The sequence below is a fragment of the Deltaproteobacteria bacterium genome (genome assembly GCA_026712905.1).
Lineage (GTDB): Bacteria > Desulfobacterota > Binatia > UBA9968 > JAJDTQ01 > JAJDTQ01.
On sequence record JAPOPM010000199.1, the window covers coordinates 1 to 15,620 of the forward strand.

The following is a 15,620-nucleotide window of genomic DNA, read 5'->3' on the forward strand; positions in this document are numbered from 1 at the left end:
CCTTCATCGTATACGACGCGCTCCCCAACCGAACCGTCACCGCCGGATCCAACACCACCATCTCCGTGCTCGCCGAGCCCGGCGTCCCCACGCTGTACCCCTCCCCCGTGTCCACCGTCGCCGTCAACGACCCCGTCGTCGTCGCCCCCCCCTGGAACCAGAACCGCGCGATCGTCACCTCCGCCGTCGATGACAACGCCGCGAACGTCGCCTTCTGATTCACCGCCCTCGAATCCAAGTACGTCTGCTCCTGCGTTACCGTCACACCCACCGTCAACGCCGCCGCCGCCGCCGTCGACCCCGTCCGCGTCAGCGTGAATCCCACCTCATCTATCTCGTACCCGTAGCTCGCCGCACCCGCCGCGATCGTCACCGTGGTGGTGTCCTGCCCATACCCTGGCGCAGCCGCCCCGAGAAGCGCCAGTACCCACATCAACAAGGCCGCCGGCAAGACCACCTCCACGCCAGTCCGTCGTCGAAAGGCGGCGATGGACCTGAACGCCGCTACACGACCTCCTTGACTCCCAGGGCGCCCGGCCACTACCGTCGGTCGAGAGTCATTCTGCGGACGAGCACTGTCAGTAAACATTCTTGATTCCTCCCCCGTCTGCCAAGTTCAGGCTCAGGAACCCGAATCTGGTCTTTTGGAAAATTTACCAATTTCGAGAATAAACATGTAATGGTAGATGTTTGTCATTGCAACCACTAGATTTCACTATTAAGACTAGACATTCTTCCTAGAAAACCGATCGATCGATGCGCAGGCCTCGGAATCCGGAAGCCCAAGGGGAGATCCATGGACACCCCGTTCCAGCCCTTGGCGATAGCCAAATACGCCCGTATTTTGACAGACTTGGGGAGCTCCCCCGGAATCGGGGACATGACTATTGGAATGGATGAGGATGAAGAATCGGCAGGTCGACGCCTACCACGAACGGTGCGGCGGAGCGGGGATTATGCGTGAAATTAGAAACCATTCGATCGACCAAGAATTTCACGTATTCGATTATTTTTTCCAGAACAAAAAGGCATCGTTGAGACCCGGCAACGCGTCCTGGTTTCAAGCTACTCTCCAGGACAAGACGCACAGGCCGCGAGACGGCCAAGGGAGGGTCCTTTCACCGGCTAGCACCGGCTACGGGAACAACGGGGCGCGCTAGTGTGGTGTCCGGTTAATTCGCATATGCGGAGGATGTTTCGTTGCCGGCAAGGCGCGATGAATCGTAGGGGCGACCCGCGGTCGCCCCCCGGCGGCCATGGAAAGGGATGGTCAGAGCGGCGGGATGAAAGCGCCGAAAATCACGCCGGCAAAGAGGTCGACGGCCAGCGTCCGTTCGAAGATGAAATAGAAGAAACCGAGCGCCAGTGCGGTGATGAAGGCCGTTCCCGGCCAGCCGATGCCACCCTGCTTGTGCGTGAAGAGCACCGCGAACAGGAAGGTCGACACATAGAACCCGGTGATGAAGACCAGCACCCCGAACGCCGCGAACCACACGAACATGCGAACGATGAGGCCCAACTCGCCGGCCTTGGGGCCCTGCTGCGCGGTCTCGACAACGTCCTCGGCACCCGCGGCCGAGGAAAGGACATCCTCCAGGCTCACTTCGAAAGCGCTCAGGATGCGCGGATAGCGTTCACCGGCGAGACACAGGGCCGCCAGCAGCAGGGTTGGGAACGCCAGCACCAGGGGCACGAAGCCCGCCATGCCGCCGTAGGAGAACGACCACCCGAAGAACAGCGCCGCGGTGGCCACGAGGATCACCCCGAGAAGCGTGGACCCTTTCATGACGACGCCTTCCCTTTCCGGCTCGACAGCCACGGCAGGCAGAGCATGAGGATGCTCAGGAGCATCAGCACTATGGTGACGGGCCGCGTGAAAAAGATGGCGTAGCTGCCGGCGGAGATCTGCAGCGACTGCACGAAGGACAGTTCCGCGCGCACCCCGAGCAGGAATCCGATGACCAGCGTCACCAGCGAGAAACCGAACCGGTTGAACGCGAAACCGAGGATGCCCGCGGCGATGGCGATACCGATGTCCCAGACGTTCTCGCGCGCGGCGTAGGCGCCGCCGACGGACAGCAGGAAGGCGGCCGGGACCACGTAGCCCACGCGCAGCGTGGTGACCCGGGCGAGGATATCGGCGCCGAACGCGGCCATGAGGCTGGCCAGGAAGTTGGCGATCACGAAGCCGAAGATCAGCACGAACACGATGTCCATGTGTTCCCGGATGAAGAAGAACCCGGGCTGGAGCCCGTGGAGGATGAAGGCGCCCAGAAGCACGGCCATGCCGGCGCTGCCAGGGATGCCGAAGATAATGGTGGGCAGCAGGGCGCCGCCGTCCTTGGCGTCATTGGAGGCCTCGGAGGCGATGATGCCCTCGGGAGTGCCGGTGCCGAACTTCTCCGGGTTCTTGGAGAACTGCACGGCCATGGAGTAGGAGAGAAAGTTGGCCAACCCCCCGCCGATGCCCGGAATGATGCCCGCAAAGATACCGATGGCCGAGCTCCGCACCAGCGTGGTCTTGTATTGGAAAACCTCCCAGAACCCCTTGAAGGCGCCGAACAGACCCACCCTGATGCGCGCGCCGCCCTCGGCGATGGTATCGCCGCGCAGCACGTGGTTGACCAGCTCGGCGATGGCGAAGAGCCCGATGAAGAACGGCACCAGCGGGATACCGTCCCACAGGTAGTTGTCGCTGCCGAAGTTGAAGCGCAGCACCCCGTGCACCGGACTGAAGCCGATGAGCGACAAGAGCACGCCGATGCCCGCGGACACGAGCCCCTTGAGCATGTTGCCGCGGGCGGCGTAGGCCACGGTCAGAAGGCCGAAGACCACCAGCATGAAGAACTCTGGCGGGCCGAAGGACAGCACGATGATCTTCACGAATGGGATGAGGATCATCAGGAAGCACATGCCCACCACGGCGCCGAGAAACGACGACGCCGCCGCCAGCCCCACGGCCCGGCCCGCCTCGCCCCGGCGCGCCATGGGATGCCCGTCGAAGCAGGTGGCGGCGTTGGGCGCTTCTCCGGGGATGTTGAGCAGGATGGCGGGAACCGAACCCCCTTCGGTGGCGGCCCCCATCATCCCCGCCATGAGGAACATGGCGGTCTCCGCGTCCCACCCGAAGGTGAAGGTCATGCCGATGGTCAGGCCCGCCAGGAACAGCCCCGGGAGCGCCCCCAGGATGAGGCCGGACACCGCGCCGACGGCGAGCACCAAGAGGTTCATGGGCTCGCTGAGCATGCCCATGGCCAGGAGAAATGGTTCCCACATGGATTCGTTCCTCGGACGCGGCCCTTGCCGTCCCCTGCGTTGCGCCGACCGACCGCTCCGCTACCCACCGTCCACGGCCGCGTTCAAACCGCGGCCGTGGACGGCTTCGAAGCTCGTTCCTACTTGGCCTTGGCGGCCGCTCGCATCTCCTTGAGGTTGGCCTGGAAAAGGTTCTCGTAGTATTTCAGGTCTTCGGTCACGGAGGAACCCGGCCCCTCGACCAACTGGATGGACGACGATTTCTTCCAGGCGATGTAGTCCTCGTCCCGCATGGACTTGAGCAGGAGTTCCTCGAGGATCTTCGCCCGGTCCGCGGGGATTCCCGGAGGGCCGCCGAAGGCGCGCAGGTCGCTGAAGTAGAGGTCAAAGCCCATCTCGTAAGAAGTCTTCACGTCCGGGGCGTTGACGGCGCGCTTCCTGTCCAGTTGAACCACCGGGCGCAGGTCCGTGCCGAGATAGGAGGTCACCGACGGGTGGTCGATGGGCTGGGCCCAGACGTCGAAGTCGCCGCGCAGGAGCGCCGGCAGCGACTCGCCCGTGCCACGGTAGCCGGCCACCACGTTAAAGTCGATGCCGAAGGTCTTGGCGGCCAGGAACGAGCCCAACCACCGTCCCACGCCGATACCCTCGACCCCCCAGGTGACACGTTTTGCCTTCTGCAGGTCCGCGATGGACTTGTGGGGGCCCTTGGCCGATACGTGAAGGCCGAAGGGGTCCGCCCCCACCCGGGCGAGCCACGTGTACTTGCTGGTTTCGAAGCCGACGGGCTTTTCCGACAGCATCTGGTCGCCGAGCATCCCGGAGGCTTGGAAGTGGGCGATGGTGTAGCCGTCGGGCTTGGCGCGGTACATGAATACCGAGGCGCGGCGGCCGGCGGCGCCGGTGACGTTCTTGACGATGATGTTCACGCCCTTGGGAACGAACTTCTTCATGCTCCGGGCCGTGGCGCGGGCGATGGAGTCGTAGCCGCCGCCGGGCGAGAACGGCACGACGATGTTGATGTTGCGGTCGGGGAACTCGGCACCCGCCTGCGAGAGCGGCAGGCTCACGGCCAGACCGAGCGCGAGGGCCCCCAACAGGATTCGAGTCGTCAGATTTCGCATATCATTCCTCCGTCATTACGCTGGAAAGCGTCTTGTGCGGCCTTGCTGTACCGCGATGGGCTAAAGTTGTGTCACTGGCTGCCGATGATTTGGGAAGAAGGCAATAAGCATGACCTTTTATGGGGGTCCCCCGGCATTGTCAAGGGTCATGAAGGAGATTTTGATTCGTGTTGACTCGGCCGAGCGTAACCGATAAGGTCCACGCTTCCGTCGCACAAAACTAGCTCGTGAGGTGCGCACATGTCCGTGAACATCGCTATCGTCGTAGGAAACCTTGGCAAGGACCCGGAGGTCCGCTTCACCCAGAGCGGCCGCGCGGTCGCCAATTTTTCCATCGCCACATCCGAGTCCTGGACCGGTCAGGACGGCAACTCCCAGGAACGCACGGAGTGGCACAACATCGTCGTGTGGGGCAAGCAAGCGGAAGCCTGCGGCCAGTACCTGTCCAAGGGACGGCAGGTCTTCGTCCAGGGCCGTATCCAGACCCGCAAGTGGACCGACCAGAACGGCCAGGACCGCTACACCACCGAGATCGTCGCCCAGCGGGTGCAGTTCCTCGGCGGCGGAGGCGGCGCGCGCGCTTCGCAGGAGTCCCAGGACCAGGGGTTCGGCGAACCTTCGTCCTCCTTCCAGTCCCCGCCCATCGACGACGACATCCCCTTCTAGCGTTCTCTCCGGTGCAGGACACGGATGTCCTGCACCACGTCAAAGCACATTTGCCGCGCCGCCCGCGCTGCGGGTTCCGATCAAGGGACCGGTTTGCGGACGCCTATCGCGGCACCTTTGCGCGCCAATGGGTCTCGTGACCTGGAATTCACAATCAGAAGGAGAATGAAAGCAATTTTGCCGCATGGCAGAAGGAAAGCACACTTGCCCTCGTTTTGACTTATTCCGTTGGCAAGTGTGCTTTCCTTCTGGAAACCTGCGATGCCCCGACGGAAGACTCCCCCACTCTCAAGTCCCTCCAAGAACAAGATCCGGGATTTCATTGACGACGAGAAATCCCTGGGACGAGCCACGAAGGGGCAGATAGCGGCCGCCATCGGCATTCGACCGAGCCACTTCTCCAACCTCTTGAACGGACGCAACGAGTGGAAACTGAACCAACTGGAGAAGCTGGCCGAATTTCTGGGAGTGCCGCTTACCCGGCTGTTCGCCGAGCGCGGCAAGGAGAGCCCGGAGCGTCCCGCGCGACGGAATCGCGAGGTGGAACTGGAGGACAGCGTACGGCGGACCTTGAGAGCCGAGGCTCGCGGGCTGCGCGCCGCGTTGCGGCGGGATCTGGATCTTCTTCTGCGCGAGCGGATCTCCGGCGACCGCCAGTCCTTGCCCGGCGGATACGCGACGGACGACGTCCCGGCTGACTACTGGACGGAGGGCGTCGACCTTGACGAAGCTCTCCCCGTGGAGATGCGGGAGCTCGACGCGGCTTACGACGCGTCCGGGGCAGCGCAAACCCCCGAGTCCGTGTGGTTCGGACGTGACTGGCTGCGCCGGCAGAGACTGGATTCCACCCAGTGCCTCATCGTCAGGATACAAGACGATTCCATGGCGGAGACCCTCCCGGACGGATGTTCCGTGCTGGTGAACCGGCGACAGCGGCAGAGGCACGCGGGACGCATCTTTGCGCTGCGCACCGAGGACAGGCTGTTGATCCGGCGCGCGGGCAGGGATGCCTCCGGCGCCTGGCTGCTTGAATGCGATCATCCGGCGTGGGCGACCGTGGCCTGGCCTGATGACGCGAAGGTCGTCGGCGAGGTGCGCTGGATGGCACGGACGTTCTGAATGGACACGCCGGCCCGAACCCGGACACCGCGTCACCCCAGGCGCACGTTCACCAGGATCGCGCCGCCCACGGTCAGCACCGCCCCCGCCGGCACCCGCCAGGTGATGCGCTCCGCCCGCCGCAGCACCACCAGGGAAATCAACACCACGAACAACGGCGAGGTCTGGATCAGCGGCAGCATGCGGTAGATCTCGCCGAGTTGCAGTGCGCTGGCATACAGGAACTTGCCGAGGCCTTCGATGGCTCCGGCGACGATGAAGTATTTCCAGCCAACACGCACGTTCTCGCGGATCTCGCCCCGGCGCGTCGCCAGAGTGTAACCGGTTACCACCACCAAGGCCGCCAGGATGGCCACGGCGGCGGCGGCCACCGTGTCGGGAAAGGCCTGCACGCCGATACGCCAGCAAAGAGCCGCGCCCGCGCCGGCCACCGCGGCACCCAGTGGCCAAAGCATGTCCACCCTGCGCCAATGCCCGGTGACAGCCCCGGACGAGATCACCGCGATCCCCGCCACTACCAGCAGGATACCGGTCAGGTTGTACCAAGCCGGATCCTCACCGAGGAAGGCCATGGCCATGAAGGCGGCGAAGATGGCCGAACTGCCCTTGATGGGCGCGGCGCGCGACACACCGATCTTCGAGATCCCGATGAAGAAGGTCACGAAGAACACGCCTGGGTTGAGCGCCCCGCCCAGCATCATCCACAGGTAGTGGACGCCCCACGCCGGGAAGCGCACGTCGAGGGCCGCGATCACGAGGGTGAACATCATCACCGAGGATGCGAGGGCCATCATGGCCCCCACCACGGCGTTGGCCCGCTCCAGCCCGAAACGCGCGGTCACGTCGGCGACGGCGTAGGCGAGGGCCGTGCCCAGAGCGAACAGCAGTGCCGCGTCGAACTCCATGGCGTCAGCCCATACGTACCAGATAGGCGGTGCCCCGCATACGCGGTGCGCACGCGCGGCGCCGGACACGATCTTGACCGGCTCCCGTGCGGGTTGTAATAGACAAGCCTTGGGCGGAAGCTTCGAAAGGAGAACGAAAAATGGCTGAGTTGGTCAAGATCAACGTGGAGAGCGCGGAAGCGGTTCTGGGGCTCCACTGGTTCGTGGCGCAGGAAGAAGGACTGTTCGAGGAAGAAGGCATGGAGGTGGAGATCCTCCTGCCGGGCGTGCGCGAGACCAAGTTCGCGGCCGACGATCCGCGGCGCACCGACCACACCCTGGTGAAGTCCACCAACTACCAGTTCCTGTACGAGCAGAAGAAGGTGGACATCATGCGCGCCTGTTCCTGGGGACAGGTGCGGCGGGCCTACGACAGCGAGCGCGGCGCCCCCATCTGGACCAAGCGCCCGGCGGTGGTGTGCCAGGGCATCTACGTCCTGCCCGACTCGCCGGTGAACGCGCCCATGCAGCTCGCCAACAAGAGCGTCGGCGTCCAGTACCACCAGGGCTCGCACTACCACACCCTGTCCCTGCTCGAGGGCTTCGTCGCCCGGGACGAGATGAACGTGGTGCACGCCGGCACCGTGCACGAACGGTTCATCGCGCTGGAGAACGGCGAGGTGGACGCGGCCACGCTCATGGAGCCGTGGATCTCGCTGGCCCAGAAGCGCGGTTACAAGATGATTACCGAGGGCCACTACCTGGGGGTGGAGAACGGCCCCGCCGACATGGACCCCGACCTGCTCAAACGCATGCTGCGGGCCATCAAGAAGTCCGTCACCTACATCAACAAGAACCCCAGGAAGTACATCAAGCACATGCTGGCGGAGATCCCCGAGCACTACGCCAACGAGCTCACGGAAGACGACTTCTACCTGCCGCGGCTGCGCTACGTGGACCCGGAGCCCTATACCGAGGAAGAGTTCGAGCGGCAGTACAAGTGGATGCTGACGTGGGACCTGATCCCCGAGGACGCGGACTACACCGAGCTGGTGTGCAATGTGACCGTCTGAACCCGTAGGGGCGACCGCGGGTCGCCCCGGCATACAACGTCATCTTGTAGGGGCGACCGGCCGGTCGCCCTTGGCGTGCCACCTCACGGTGCAGTCAGGGCGACCGCGGGTCGCCCCTACGATGGTTCGGCGCGGGCCTTTTCTATTTCGGTCCACACCCGTTCGGGCGTGAGCGGGAGATGGTCGAAGGTGCAGCCCAGCGGCGCCAGCGCGTTCTCCACCGCATTGCAGATGGCCGCGGGCGCGGGAATGGCGCCGCCCTCCCCCACTCCCTTCATTCCCAGAGGCGTATACGGCGACGGCGTCACCAGGTGGTCCATGCGCACGTCGGGGATCTCCACCGCGGTGGGCTTCAGGTAGTCCACGAAGGTCGTCGCTTTCAGGTTCCCCTGCTCGTCGTAGTCGAACTCCTCGAACAGCGCCGCGCCGATGCCGTGGGCGGTGGCGCCCTGCACCAGCCCTTCCACGATGGCCGGGTTCAGCACAATGCCGCAGTCGTGCACCACGCCGTACTTGAGGATCGCGACCCCGCCGGTGTCCGGGTCCACTTCGACGATGACCCCGTGGGCGGCGTTGCTGGCGAAGAGCTGGTTGCGCACGCGGCGGTTCTCGTCGGGGACGTTGGCGAGGTCGGAGCTGTAGTAGAATCGACCCTCCAGGCCCGGCTCCATCCCGCGCGGCAGCGACAGCAGGTCGCGGTAGGCCACGAAGGCCAGCTCCGCCAGAGTCTTGCGATGCTCGTGGCGGTCGCGGGCGCGCACGCCCCCCTCGGCCAGCTCCAGGTTCTCCACCGGCTCCTGCAGCAGGTACGCCGCCAACTCCAGAAGCTTGTCGCGGACCTTGTGCGCGGCCCCGAGGATGGCGCCCACGTCGGTGCCGGCGAACTTGTTGGAGTAGTTGCCGGTGGCGTAGAGCCAGGGCGTCACCGCGGAGTCGAAGAACGGCGACACGCGCACGCCGTCCATGGCGACCCCCAGCTCGTCGGCGACGATCTGCGCCGCGGCGGTCTCGTGCCCCTGGCCGCTGCCCACGTCCCCCAGGAGCACCAGGATGCTGCCGTCGTGCTCCACCCGCACCATGGCCGCCTCGGCCGAGCCCGAGGCGCTGCGCCGGCCGGACGAGAGCATGTAGGCCGACTGGTTGGAGGTGCTCGGCTCCAGCCCGATGGCGATGCCGATGCCGAGGTAGCGTCCCCGGGCGCGGGCCTCACGCTGTTCCTGGAGAAAGTCCTGGTAGTCGATGAGCGGCAGCAGCTTGTCGAGGGTGCCGCCGAAGTCGCCGCTGTCGATGAGCGCGCCGCTGGGGCCGGTGTAGGGCATGGCGTCGGGCGGCACCAGGTTCCTGCGCCGCAGCTCGATGGGGTCCATGCCGAGCTGCCGCGCCAGGTAGTCCATCATCCGTTCCATGGCCAGGCACATGAACGGCTTGCCGATGCCCCGGTTGGCGCCCGACGGGCACTTGTTGGTCATCACCGAGTTGACCTCGTAGCGCACCACCGGGATGCGGTAGCAGTTGGTCAGGTTGCCGAGCTTGAGGATCGAATGCACCGTGGGATTGAGGACGTTGGCGCCCTCGTCCGCGATGTCGCGCACCCTCATGCCGAGGATGCGGCCTTCCTCGTCCAGCGCCGTTTCCAGGTCCATGACGCCGTTGCACGCGTGGATCAGCGCCATGAGGTTCTCGCGCCGGTCCTCCAGGTAGTGCACCGGCTTGCCCCCGCTCAGCTTGGACAGAAGCGCCGCGATGATCAGGTAGTGGGCCTTGCGCTTGTTGCCGAAGCCGCCGCCCACGTCCGGCGTGACGAAACGGATCTGCGCATGGGTCAGGCCCAGGCTGTGGGCCACGATGGGCATGGCCTGGCCCGGGCGCTGGTCGTTGGACCAGACGGTGAGCTGTTCCCGGTGGTCGTCATAGACCGCGGTGCAGCCGAAGGTCTCGAGCGCCGTGGACGAGTAGCGCTGGATGTAGAAGCGCTTCTTGAAGACGTGGGCCGCGCGCGCGAAGGCCGCATCCGTGTCGCCGTAGTCGAAGCGGTCTTGCCACATGACGTTGGTGCCCATGGACTCGAAAAGCAGCGGCGCGTCCGGCTCCATGGCCGCCTCGGGGTCCACCGCCGCGGGCAGGGGCTCGTACTCCACCCGGATCTTCTCCAGCGCGTCCTCGGCCAGGTAGCGGCTGGTAGCCAGGATGGCGGCCACCGGCTCGCCCACGTGGGTGACCTTGCCGAAGGCCAGGCAGTAGGCGTCGAGGGCCACCGGAATGGGGATGAGGGAGCGCAGCGGCTTGGTCATGCGCCCCACGTCCTCGCCGGTGAGGCCGCACACCACCCCGGGCATGGCCAACGCCTCGCTCAGGTCCACGTTCACGATGCGCGCGTGCGCGTGCACGCTCCGCAGCAACGCGACGTGCAGCGTGTCCGGGAACTTCATGTCGTCGATGTAGGTGCCCCGGCCGGTGGAGAACCGCAGGTCCTCTCTCAGCCGGACCGGGCGGCCCTTCCATTGGGTGGATGAAGGTTGCATGGGTTCAACCGGATCTGACGCTTGGCGCGGCGGCGCGTACCGCGCGGACGATGTTGGCGTATCCGGTGCACATGCACAGGTTGCCGGAGAGCGCCTCGCGCACCTGGGTCTCCGTGGGATCGGGACAGTGCTTCAACAGATCCACGGCCGCCAGCAGCATGCCCGGCGTGCAGAAGCCGCACTGGAGCGCATGGTGCTCCACGAACGCCTGCTGCAACGGGTCCAACGCCTCCTCGTCGCCCAGCCCCTCCACGGTCACGATCTCGTGGCCGTGGGCCTGCACGGCGAAGAGGATGCACGAACGCACCACCTGCCCGTCCATCAGCACCGAGCACGCGCCGCACACGCCGTGCTCGCAGCCCACGTGAACGCCGGTGAAGCCCGCGTCCTCGCGCAGGAAGTCGGCCAGTGTCTTGCGCACGTCCACCTCGGCCGCGCAACGCCGCCCGTTGACCGTCACGGAGACGGTGCGCCTGTCCGTTCGTTCGTCCGTCAACTCCCGCTCCATCGCTCCAGCGCTTGCGCGACGGAGCGCTTGACCAGCACCGCGGCCAGTCGCCGCTGGTAGGGCGTGGCGTCCGCATGGGTGACGAGCGCCGCCACCTCGGTCTCGGCCGTCCTGCCCGCTTCTTCCACGAGATCGTGTTGGGCGGCACCGTCCGTACGAGCCACTCCCGCTCCGCCCACCAGCCGTTCGACCGCGTCCAGCCGTGACGGTGTCCACGCCGGTCCGGCCGCCACCACGCGCGCGCCGGTGCACGTTCCGTTCCCCTCCAGCACGACCGCGGCCTCGGCCAACGCGAAATCGCCGTGGCGGCGGCTGAACTCCACGAAGCTCGCCGGTCGGGGCGCCGGCGTCAACGGAATCCGCGCCTCCACCAATATCTCGCCCGGCGCCAGCGCGGTCTCGTAGGGACCCAGGAAAAACTCGCTCGCGGCCATCACCCGCTCGCCCGCCGGCCCCGCCGCCACCAACTCCGCGTCCAGCGCCGTCATCACACACGGCAACTCCGCCACCGGATCCGCGTGCGCCAGGCTGCCGCCGACGGTGCCGCGGTTGCGGATGGCGGGATGCCCCACCTGCGTCAGCGCCTCCACGAGAAGCGGGCAACGCTCCGCCAGCACCGTCGAGAACTCCGCCTCGCGCTGGCGAGTCATGGCGCCGATGCACAGCCGCGCGCCGTCGTCGCGGATATAGGACAGACCCTCCACCTGATTGAGATCCACCAAGACCTCGGGATAGGCCAGCCGCAGGTTGAGCAACGGCACGAGGCTCTGACCGCCGGCCAGCACCCGCGCGTCGCCCGACGATTCTCGCAGGAGGTCGAGCGCTTCGGACAGCGACCGGGGGGTATGGTAACGAAACGGAGGTGGCTTCATGACGGGATACGATACTTACGGGAATCGTGGACCCCGGGTCAAGCCCAGGGTGACGGGAGGTTCGCTGACGACGGCAGGTTTGCCTATGCCGCGGGTATCGGCTAGACGGGAAACTTCATGCGCCCTGAAATCGTTCCGTTCATCTCTGCCATGGGCTGGGCCGTGGACTCCATCATGGTGCGCAAGGGCGCGCGCACGTCGAGCGTTCTCAGCGCGGCCTTCCTCAGCTACGTCGTGACCACCGTCCTGATGTGGTCCTACGTGGCGATCAACTTCCCCCTCTCCATCGTCCGCTCCCCGGCGGCCTTCTACTTCATGGCCAGCGGCACGCTCCAGCCTCTGCTGGCGCGCATCTTCCTCTACATCGGCATCGACCGCCTGGGCGTCGCCCGAGCCATGCCGCTGCGCGGCGTCGGGCCGCTCTTCTCCGTGGCCATCGCGGTGGTCTTCCTGCACGAACGCCCGGTGGTCCCCGTCTACCTGGGGGCGCTTTTCATCGTCGCCGGCGGATGGCTGGTGCTCTATCGGAAGGAGGGCGCCAGTTCCGACTGGCGGCTGCTGGACGCGGTGTATCCCCTGCTGGCGGCATTCCTGGCGGGGGTCTCCCAGAACTTCCGCAAGGCCGGCCTGCTCATCCTGCCCAACCCGTTCGTGGCCGGCGCGGTGACCACCGGGACCTCGCTCGCGATCTTCGTGGTCTACCTCGGGCTCAAGCGGCAGTTCTCCGTGGTCATACCGAGCCGGCAGAGCCTGCCTTACTTCGGACCCACGGCCTTCATATCGGCCATCTCGCAACTCCTGGTCTTCACCTCACTGAGCCTGGGCGACGTGTCGGTCATGATCCCGCTGCTCAACACCACCCCGCTTTTCTCGCTCATCCTCAGCCTGATCTTCCTGAAGGACCTCGAGAGGGTCACCGTACCCATCGTCCTCGGCGCGCTGTCCATGCTGGGCGGCGTAACCCTCATCGCCACCCGGTAGCACGTGCATGACACGACCTGACACACGCGACCCTGTGAAGTTCGCGTTGACGTGACGCTCACGGAGCCGTAGAGTAACGGTCAGACAAGTTTTGGCTGAAACGGCCTAAAGAACCCCACAGGAGTACCGATCATATACGGACAGAGGGACGGAACGGACGAACCGACCGTCAAGGGTCATGACAACAGAGGTCCCATATGAGCGGTGAAATCTTCACGATTATCGGCGTCGGAATCGCCCTTGGTCTGTTCATCTGGCGGGTCGCCGCACGGCTTGACGGACGAATCGACCGGCTGGACCTGAGGATCGACGGTCTGCAAAAGGAACTGCACGACCTGGCACGGGAGTTTGCCGAACTGCGGGGGGAGATCAGGGGCGCCCAAACCTGACGCCGCCCCTTTCTCGCCGCCTGATTCAAGGCGGCGTACTCATCAAAGAGTTCGGTCAGTCCACTCGGTTGCGCCGCTCGCCGCGCCGGAAGGCGTCGATGTTTTCGAACACCTCGTCCATGAGCCGCTGGCGCGTCTCCCGGGCCGCCCAGGCGCAATGAGGAGTGATCAGGAGGTTGTCCAGCCGCGCCGCCGCCTCCATCATCGGGTGGCCCTCGTCGGGCGGTTCCTGCGAGATCACGTCCAAGGCCGCGCCCGCGATCGTGCCCTGTTCCAGCGCCTCGATCAGGGCCGCCTCGTCCACCAGGCCGCCGCGGGCGGTATTGACCAGATAGGCGGTGGGCTTCATCAACGACAGGCTGTGTGGGTTGATGAACCCCTGGGTCACGGGCGTGAGCGGGCAGTGCAGGCTTACGAAATCAGCCTGTCGCAGCACTTCCTCCAGGGGCAGCCTGTCCGGCTGCCGGCCTTCCTCGCCCACGCGGCCGGCCACGATCACCTCGAGTCCGAAGACCCGCGCCATCTCCGCGACCTTGCGGCCGATGTTGCCGTAGCCGACGATGCCCAGCACCCGCCCCTGAAGTTCGAAGCTCGGGTAGTCGTGGCGCGTGAAGATGGTGCTCTCCTGCCAGTCGCCCATGCGCGTCCCCTGAGCGTAACGCGCGGCCTGGGTGGCCAACTCCAGGATCAGCGCCAGGGTGTACTGGGCCACCGCGGTGGTGGCGTAGCCCGGTACGTTGCATACCGCGATACCCCGCTCCCGCGCGCACGCGATGTCGACGTTGTCGGTGCCGGTGGCGCCCACGGCGATGAGCTCGAGCTGTGCGGCCGAGGGGTGTTCCAGCCGTGCCCGGTCGAGCACGAACTTGTTGATGACCGCGCACTGCCGGTCCGCCAGACGCTCGGGCAACTCCTCCCCTTCCGTCAACTCGTGCGCGACACAGTCCGCGGCCTCCTCGAACCGCGTCAGGGTGACCACGCCGAAGGTGGCGGCGTCCAGGAACGCCAGGCGGAATGCGTTCACGACCCGCCCTTCGCCCCGGGTCCGGTCTCGTCCTGGAAGTACGGAACCTCGGTGCCCTTCTTGTAAATACCGCGGAACGGCTTCTGGTCCGACGCGCCCGGTCCGGCGTACACCCCGACCTTGCCGGAGTCGGGATAGTGGACGATGTCGGGATACTGCATGGTGCTCACGCACAGGTAGCGCAGGTCCCCCTCCGACGTATTCACGAGCTGATGGCTCATGTCCACGCCGCCCGGGCAGGCGACGACCGTGCCGGCGCGCACCGCCACGGTCTCGTCCCCGAACCGCAGGCTCCCCTCACCTTCGAGAATGTAGATCAACTCCTCGTTGAGGGTGTGCACGTGGAGCGGGAACGCCGCCTTGCCCGGCGGAACGGTGAAGAGCCCATAACCGAGTTTCTGCGCCCCCGCGGCCAAACCCACGCGCTGCCGTGTACCGCCGAACGAAGTGCCTTCAGGGGACGGCAGCGCCTCCTCGGCGACATCGGAAACATGCACGATATTCTTGTGGCTCATCCGTGATCCTCCCTCTTCCTGTCCGTTTTCGTTAGAGCGGCCGCGTTGCTAGGCTCCCCGCCATGGGCCTCCTGTTCGCGTATGCCATGGGGTTCTCCGTCGCCTCCATGCCGGGCCCCATCCTGGCGCTCATCACCACCGAGACGCTCCGCCGAGGCGCGTGGCCGGGTGTCCAGACGGCCCTGGCGCCCATGTGCGTGGACGCCTGCGTCATGCTGCCGCTGGTGATGGCGCTCCATTCCGCCATCCCGTCGGGGGCCGGCGCCGTGGCCATGGGCGTTGCCGGCGGCGCGTTTCTCCTCTGGCTGGGGATCCAGTCCTTCCGGGCAGGGTCGGCGCCCGAGGCCGCCGACCGCCCGCGCGGCTCGCGGCAGCTTTCCCCGTTTCTCAAGAGCGTGCTCACACAACTCATGAACCCCTATGCCTACATCTTCTGGGGGACGGTGGGTTTCGGCTTCGTGCGCGCGGGCTTCGCAAGCCAAGGCATCCAGGGGGCGCTGTCGTTTCCCGTGGGCTTTTGGCTCGGGGCGGGTACCATGAACTTCCTGGTCGTGTACCTGGTCAGCCGCGGGAGGCGCTACCTGCCCCCTCGGCTGGAGCCCTACGTGCACGTCCTCTCCGGAATCCTGTTGATCGCGGCGGGCGCCTTTCTCGTGTGGGCCGTAGCCCGGGATCACCTGTAGGCGGG

General features: G+C 65.9%; 16 protein-coding genes. 6 read left to right on the plus strand and 10 right to left on the minus strand.

All coding sequences use genetic code 11. The annotated features are described in order from the left end of the window. From OXF11_16220 to OXF11_16235, 4 genes are all read right to left on the minus strand, one after another. Window positions 1-463 (minus strand): hypothetical protein (locus OXF11_16220; GenBank protein MCY4488640.1); only part of this gene is annotated, 463 nt, incomplete at its 3' end. Between the two features lie 807 nt (window positions 464-1,270). After that, window positions 1,271-1,786, minus strand: a complete 516-nt coding sequence (locus tag OXF11_16225) for a tripartite tricarboxylate transporter TctB family protein (GenBank protein ID MCY4488641.1) — start codon at window positions 1,784-1,786, stop codon at window positions 1,271-1,273. Next, entirely contained in the window at window positions 1,783-3,276 is a 1,494-nt protein-coding gene (locus OXF11_16230; GenBank protein ID MCY4488642.1) for a tripartite tricarboxylate transporter permease, read from the minus strand. The genes OXF11_16225 and OXF11_16230 overlap by 4 nt, the downstream gene beginning before the upstream one ends. 119 nt (window positions 3,277-3,395) lie before the next feature. Then, the gene (locus OXF11_16235) at window positions 3,396-4,379 is read right to left on the minus strand and encodes a tripartite tricarboxylate transporter substrate-binding protein (GenBank protein MCY4488643.1); all 984 of its coding nucleotides are present in this window, start codon (window positions 4,377-4,379) and stop codon (window positions 3,396-3,398) included. Window positions 4,380-4,619: 240 nt separating this feature from the next. On the opposite strand from OXF11_16235, the gene OXF11_16240 reads away from it, so the two are divergent. Together OXF11_16240 and OXF11_16245 are read left to right on the plus strand one after the other, a co-directional pair. Beyond that, entirely contained in the window at window positions 4,620-5,045 is a 426-nt protein-coding gene (locus tag OXF11_16240; GenBank protein ID MCY4488644.1) for a single-stranded DNA-binding protein, read from the plus strand. Between the two features lie 261 nt (window positions 5,046-5,306). Then, window positions 5,307-6,164 carry a LexA family transcriptional regulator gene (locus tag OXF11_16245; protein ID MCY4488645.1) on the plus strand — a complete coding sequence of 286 codons (858 nt, stop codon included), beginning with the start codon at window positions 5,307-5,309 and terminating at the stop codon, window positions 6,162-6,164. A 32-nt stretch (window positions 6,165-6,196) separates the two neighbouring features. On the opposite strand, the gene OXF11_16250 is transcribed toward OXF11_16245, so the two are convergent. Beyond that, window positions 6,197-7,069, minus strand: coding sequence for an EamA family transporter (locus tag OXF11_16250; GenBank protein MCY4488646.1), 873 nt, complete (start codon window positions 7,067-7,069; stop codon window positions 6,197-6,199). A 140-nt stretch (window positions 7,070-7,209) separates the two neighbouring features. On the opposite strand from OXF11_16250, the gene OXF11_16255 reads away from it, so the two are divergent. Further along, window positions 7,210-8,121, plus strand: coding sequence for an ABC transporter substrate-binding protein (locus tag OXF11_16255; protein ID MCY4488647.1), 912 nt, complete (start codon window positions 7,210-7,212; stop codon window positions 8,119-8,121). A gap of 116 nt (window positions 8,122-8,237) precedes the next feature. On the opposite strand, the gene OXF11_16260 is transcribed toward OXF11_16255, so the two are convergent. The 3 genes from OXF11_16260 to OXF11_16270 are packed head-to-tail and all read right to left on the minus strand — an operon-like array spanning window position 8,238 to window position 12,023. Next, window positions 8,238-10,643 carry a xanthine dehydrogenase family protein molybdopterin-binding subunit gene (locus OXF11_16260; protein ID MCY4488648.1) on the minus strand — a complete coding sequence of 802 codons (2,406 nt, stop codon included), beginning with the start codon at window positions 10,641-10,643 and terminating at the stop codon, window positions 8,238-8,240. Between the two features lie 4 nt (window positions 10,644-10,647). After that, window positions 10,648-11,151, minus strand: a complete 504-nt coding sequence (locus tag OXF11_16265) for a (2Fe-2S)-binding protein (GenBank protein ID MCY4488649.1) — start codon at window positions 11,149-11,151, stop codon at window positions 10,648-10,650. Beyond that, window positions 11,136-12,023 carry a xanthine dehydrogenase family protein subunit M gene (locus OXF11_16270; GenBank protein MCY4488650.1) on the minus strand — a complete coding sequence of 296 codons (888 nt, stop codon included), beginning with the start codon at window positions 12,021-12,023 and terminating at the stop codon, window positions 11,136-11,138. The genes OXF11_16265 and OXF11_16270 overlap by 16 nt, the downstream gene beginning before the upstream one ends. 117 nt (window positions 12,024-12,140) lie before the next feature. On the opposite strand from OXF11_16270, the gene OXF11_16275 reads away from it, so the two are divergent. Together OXF11_16275 and OXF11_16280 are read left to right on the plus strand one after the other, a co-directional pair. After that, window positions 12,141-13,004: a DMT family transporter gene (locus OXF11_16275; GenBank protein MCY4488651.1), complete on the plus strand. Its 864-nt coding sequence runs from the start codon at window positions 12,141-12,143 to the stop codon at window positions 13,002-13,004. 197 nt (window positions 13,005-13,201) lie between these two features. After that, window positions 13,202-13,393 carry a hypothetical protein gene (locus OXF11_16280; protein ID MCY4488652.1) on the plus strand — a complete coding sequence of 64 codons (192 nt, stop codon included), beginning with the start codon at window positions 13,202-13,204 and terminating at the stop codon, window positions 13,391-13,393. A 55-nt stretch (window positions 13,394-13,448) separates the two neighbouring features. Here the strand turns inward: OXF11_16280 and OXF11_16285 are convergent, their stop codons facing one another. Both OXF11_16285 and OXF11_16290 read right to left on the minus strand, forming a co-directional pair. Continuing rightward, window positions 13,449-14,417 carry a D-2-hydroxyacid dehydrogenase gene (locus OXF11_16285; protein MCY4488653.1) on the minus strand — a complete coding sequence of 323 codons (969 nt, stop codon included), beginning with the start codon at window positions 14,415-14,417 and terminating at the stop codon, window positions 13,449-13,451. Further along, window positions 14,414-14,932 carry a cupin domain-containing protein gene (locus tag OXF11_16290; GenBank protein ID MCY4488654.1) on the minus strand — a complete coding sequence of 173 codons (519 nt, stop codon included), beginning with the start codon at window positions 14,930-14,932 and terminating at the stop codon, window positions 14,414-14,416. The genes OXF11_16285 and OXF11_16290 overlap by 4 nt, the downstream gene beginning before the upstream one ends. A 62-nt stretch (window positions 14,933-14,994) precedes the next feature. Here OXF11_16290 and OXF11_16295 point away from each other — a divergent pair, with 62 nt between their 5' ends. Then, window positions 14,995-15,615: a LysE family translocator gene (locus tag OXF11_16295; protein ID MCY4488655.1), complete on the plus strand. Its 621-nt coding sequence runs from the start codon at window positions 14,995-14,997 to the stop codon at window positions 15,613-15,615. Window positions 15,616-15,620 lie beyond the last annotated feature (5 nt).

Coding starts and splice junctions, on each gene's coding strand:
- OXF11_16235 (MCY4488643.1), bottom strand. CDS start 4,379: ATGCGAAATCTGACGACTCGAATCCTGTTGGGGGCCCTCGCGCTCGGT.
- OXF11_16290 (MCY4488654.1), bottom strand. CDS start 14,932: ATGAGCCACAAGAATATCGTGCATGTTTCCGATGTCGCCGAGGAGGCG.
- OXF11_16275 (MCY4488651.1), top strand. CDS start 12,141: ATGCGCCCTGAAATCGTTCCGTTCATCTCTGCCATGGGCTGGGCCGTG.
- OXF11_16245 (MCY4488645.1), top strand. CDS start 5,307: ATGCCCCGACGGAAGACTCCCCCACTCTCAAGTCCCTCCAAGAACAAG.
- OXF11_16270 (MCY4488650.1), bottom strand. CDS start 12,023: ATGAAGCCACCTCCGTTTCGTTACCATACCCCCCGGTCGCTGTCCGAA.
- OXF11_16230 (MCY4488642.1), bottom strand. CDS start 3,276: ATGTGGGAACCATTTCTCCTGGCCATGGGCATGCTCAGCGAGCCCATG.
- OXF11_16260 (MCY4488648.1), bottom strand. CDS start 10,643: ATGCAACCTTCATCCACCCAATGGAAGGGCCGCCCGGTCCGGCTGAGA.
- OXF11_16240 (MCY4488644.1), top strand. CDS start 4,620: ATGTCCGTGAACATCGCTATCGTCGTAGGAAACCTTGGCAAGGACCCG.
- OXF11_16255 (MCY4488647.1), top strand. CDS start 7,210: ATGGCTGAGTTGGTCAAGATCAACGTGGAGAGCGCGGAAGCGGTTCTG.
- OXF11_16225 (MCY4488641.1), bottom strand. CDS start 1,786: ATGAAAGGGTCCACGCTTCTCGGGGTGATCCTCGTGGCCACCGCGGCG.
- OXF11_16265 (MCY4488649.1), bottom strand. CDS start 11,151: ATGGAGCGGGAGTTGACGGACGAACGAACGGACAGGCGCACCGTCTCC.
- OXF11_16295 (MCY4488655.1), top strand. CDS start 14,995: ATGGGCCTCCTGTTCGCGTATGCCATGGGGTTCTCCGTCGCCTCCATG.
- OXF11_16250 (MCY4488646.1), bottom strand. CDS start 7,069: ATGGAGTTCGACGCGGCACTGCTGTTCGCTCTGGGCACGGCCCTCGCC.
- OXF11_16280 (MCY4488652.1), top strand. CDS start 13,202: ATGAGCGGTGAAATCTTCACGATTATCGGCGTCGGAATCGCCCTTGGT.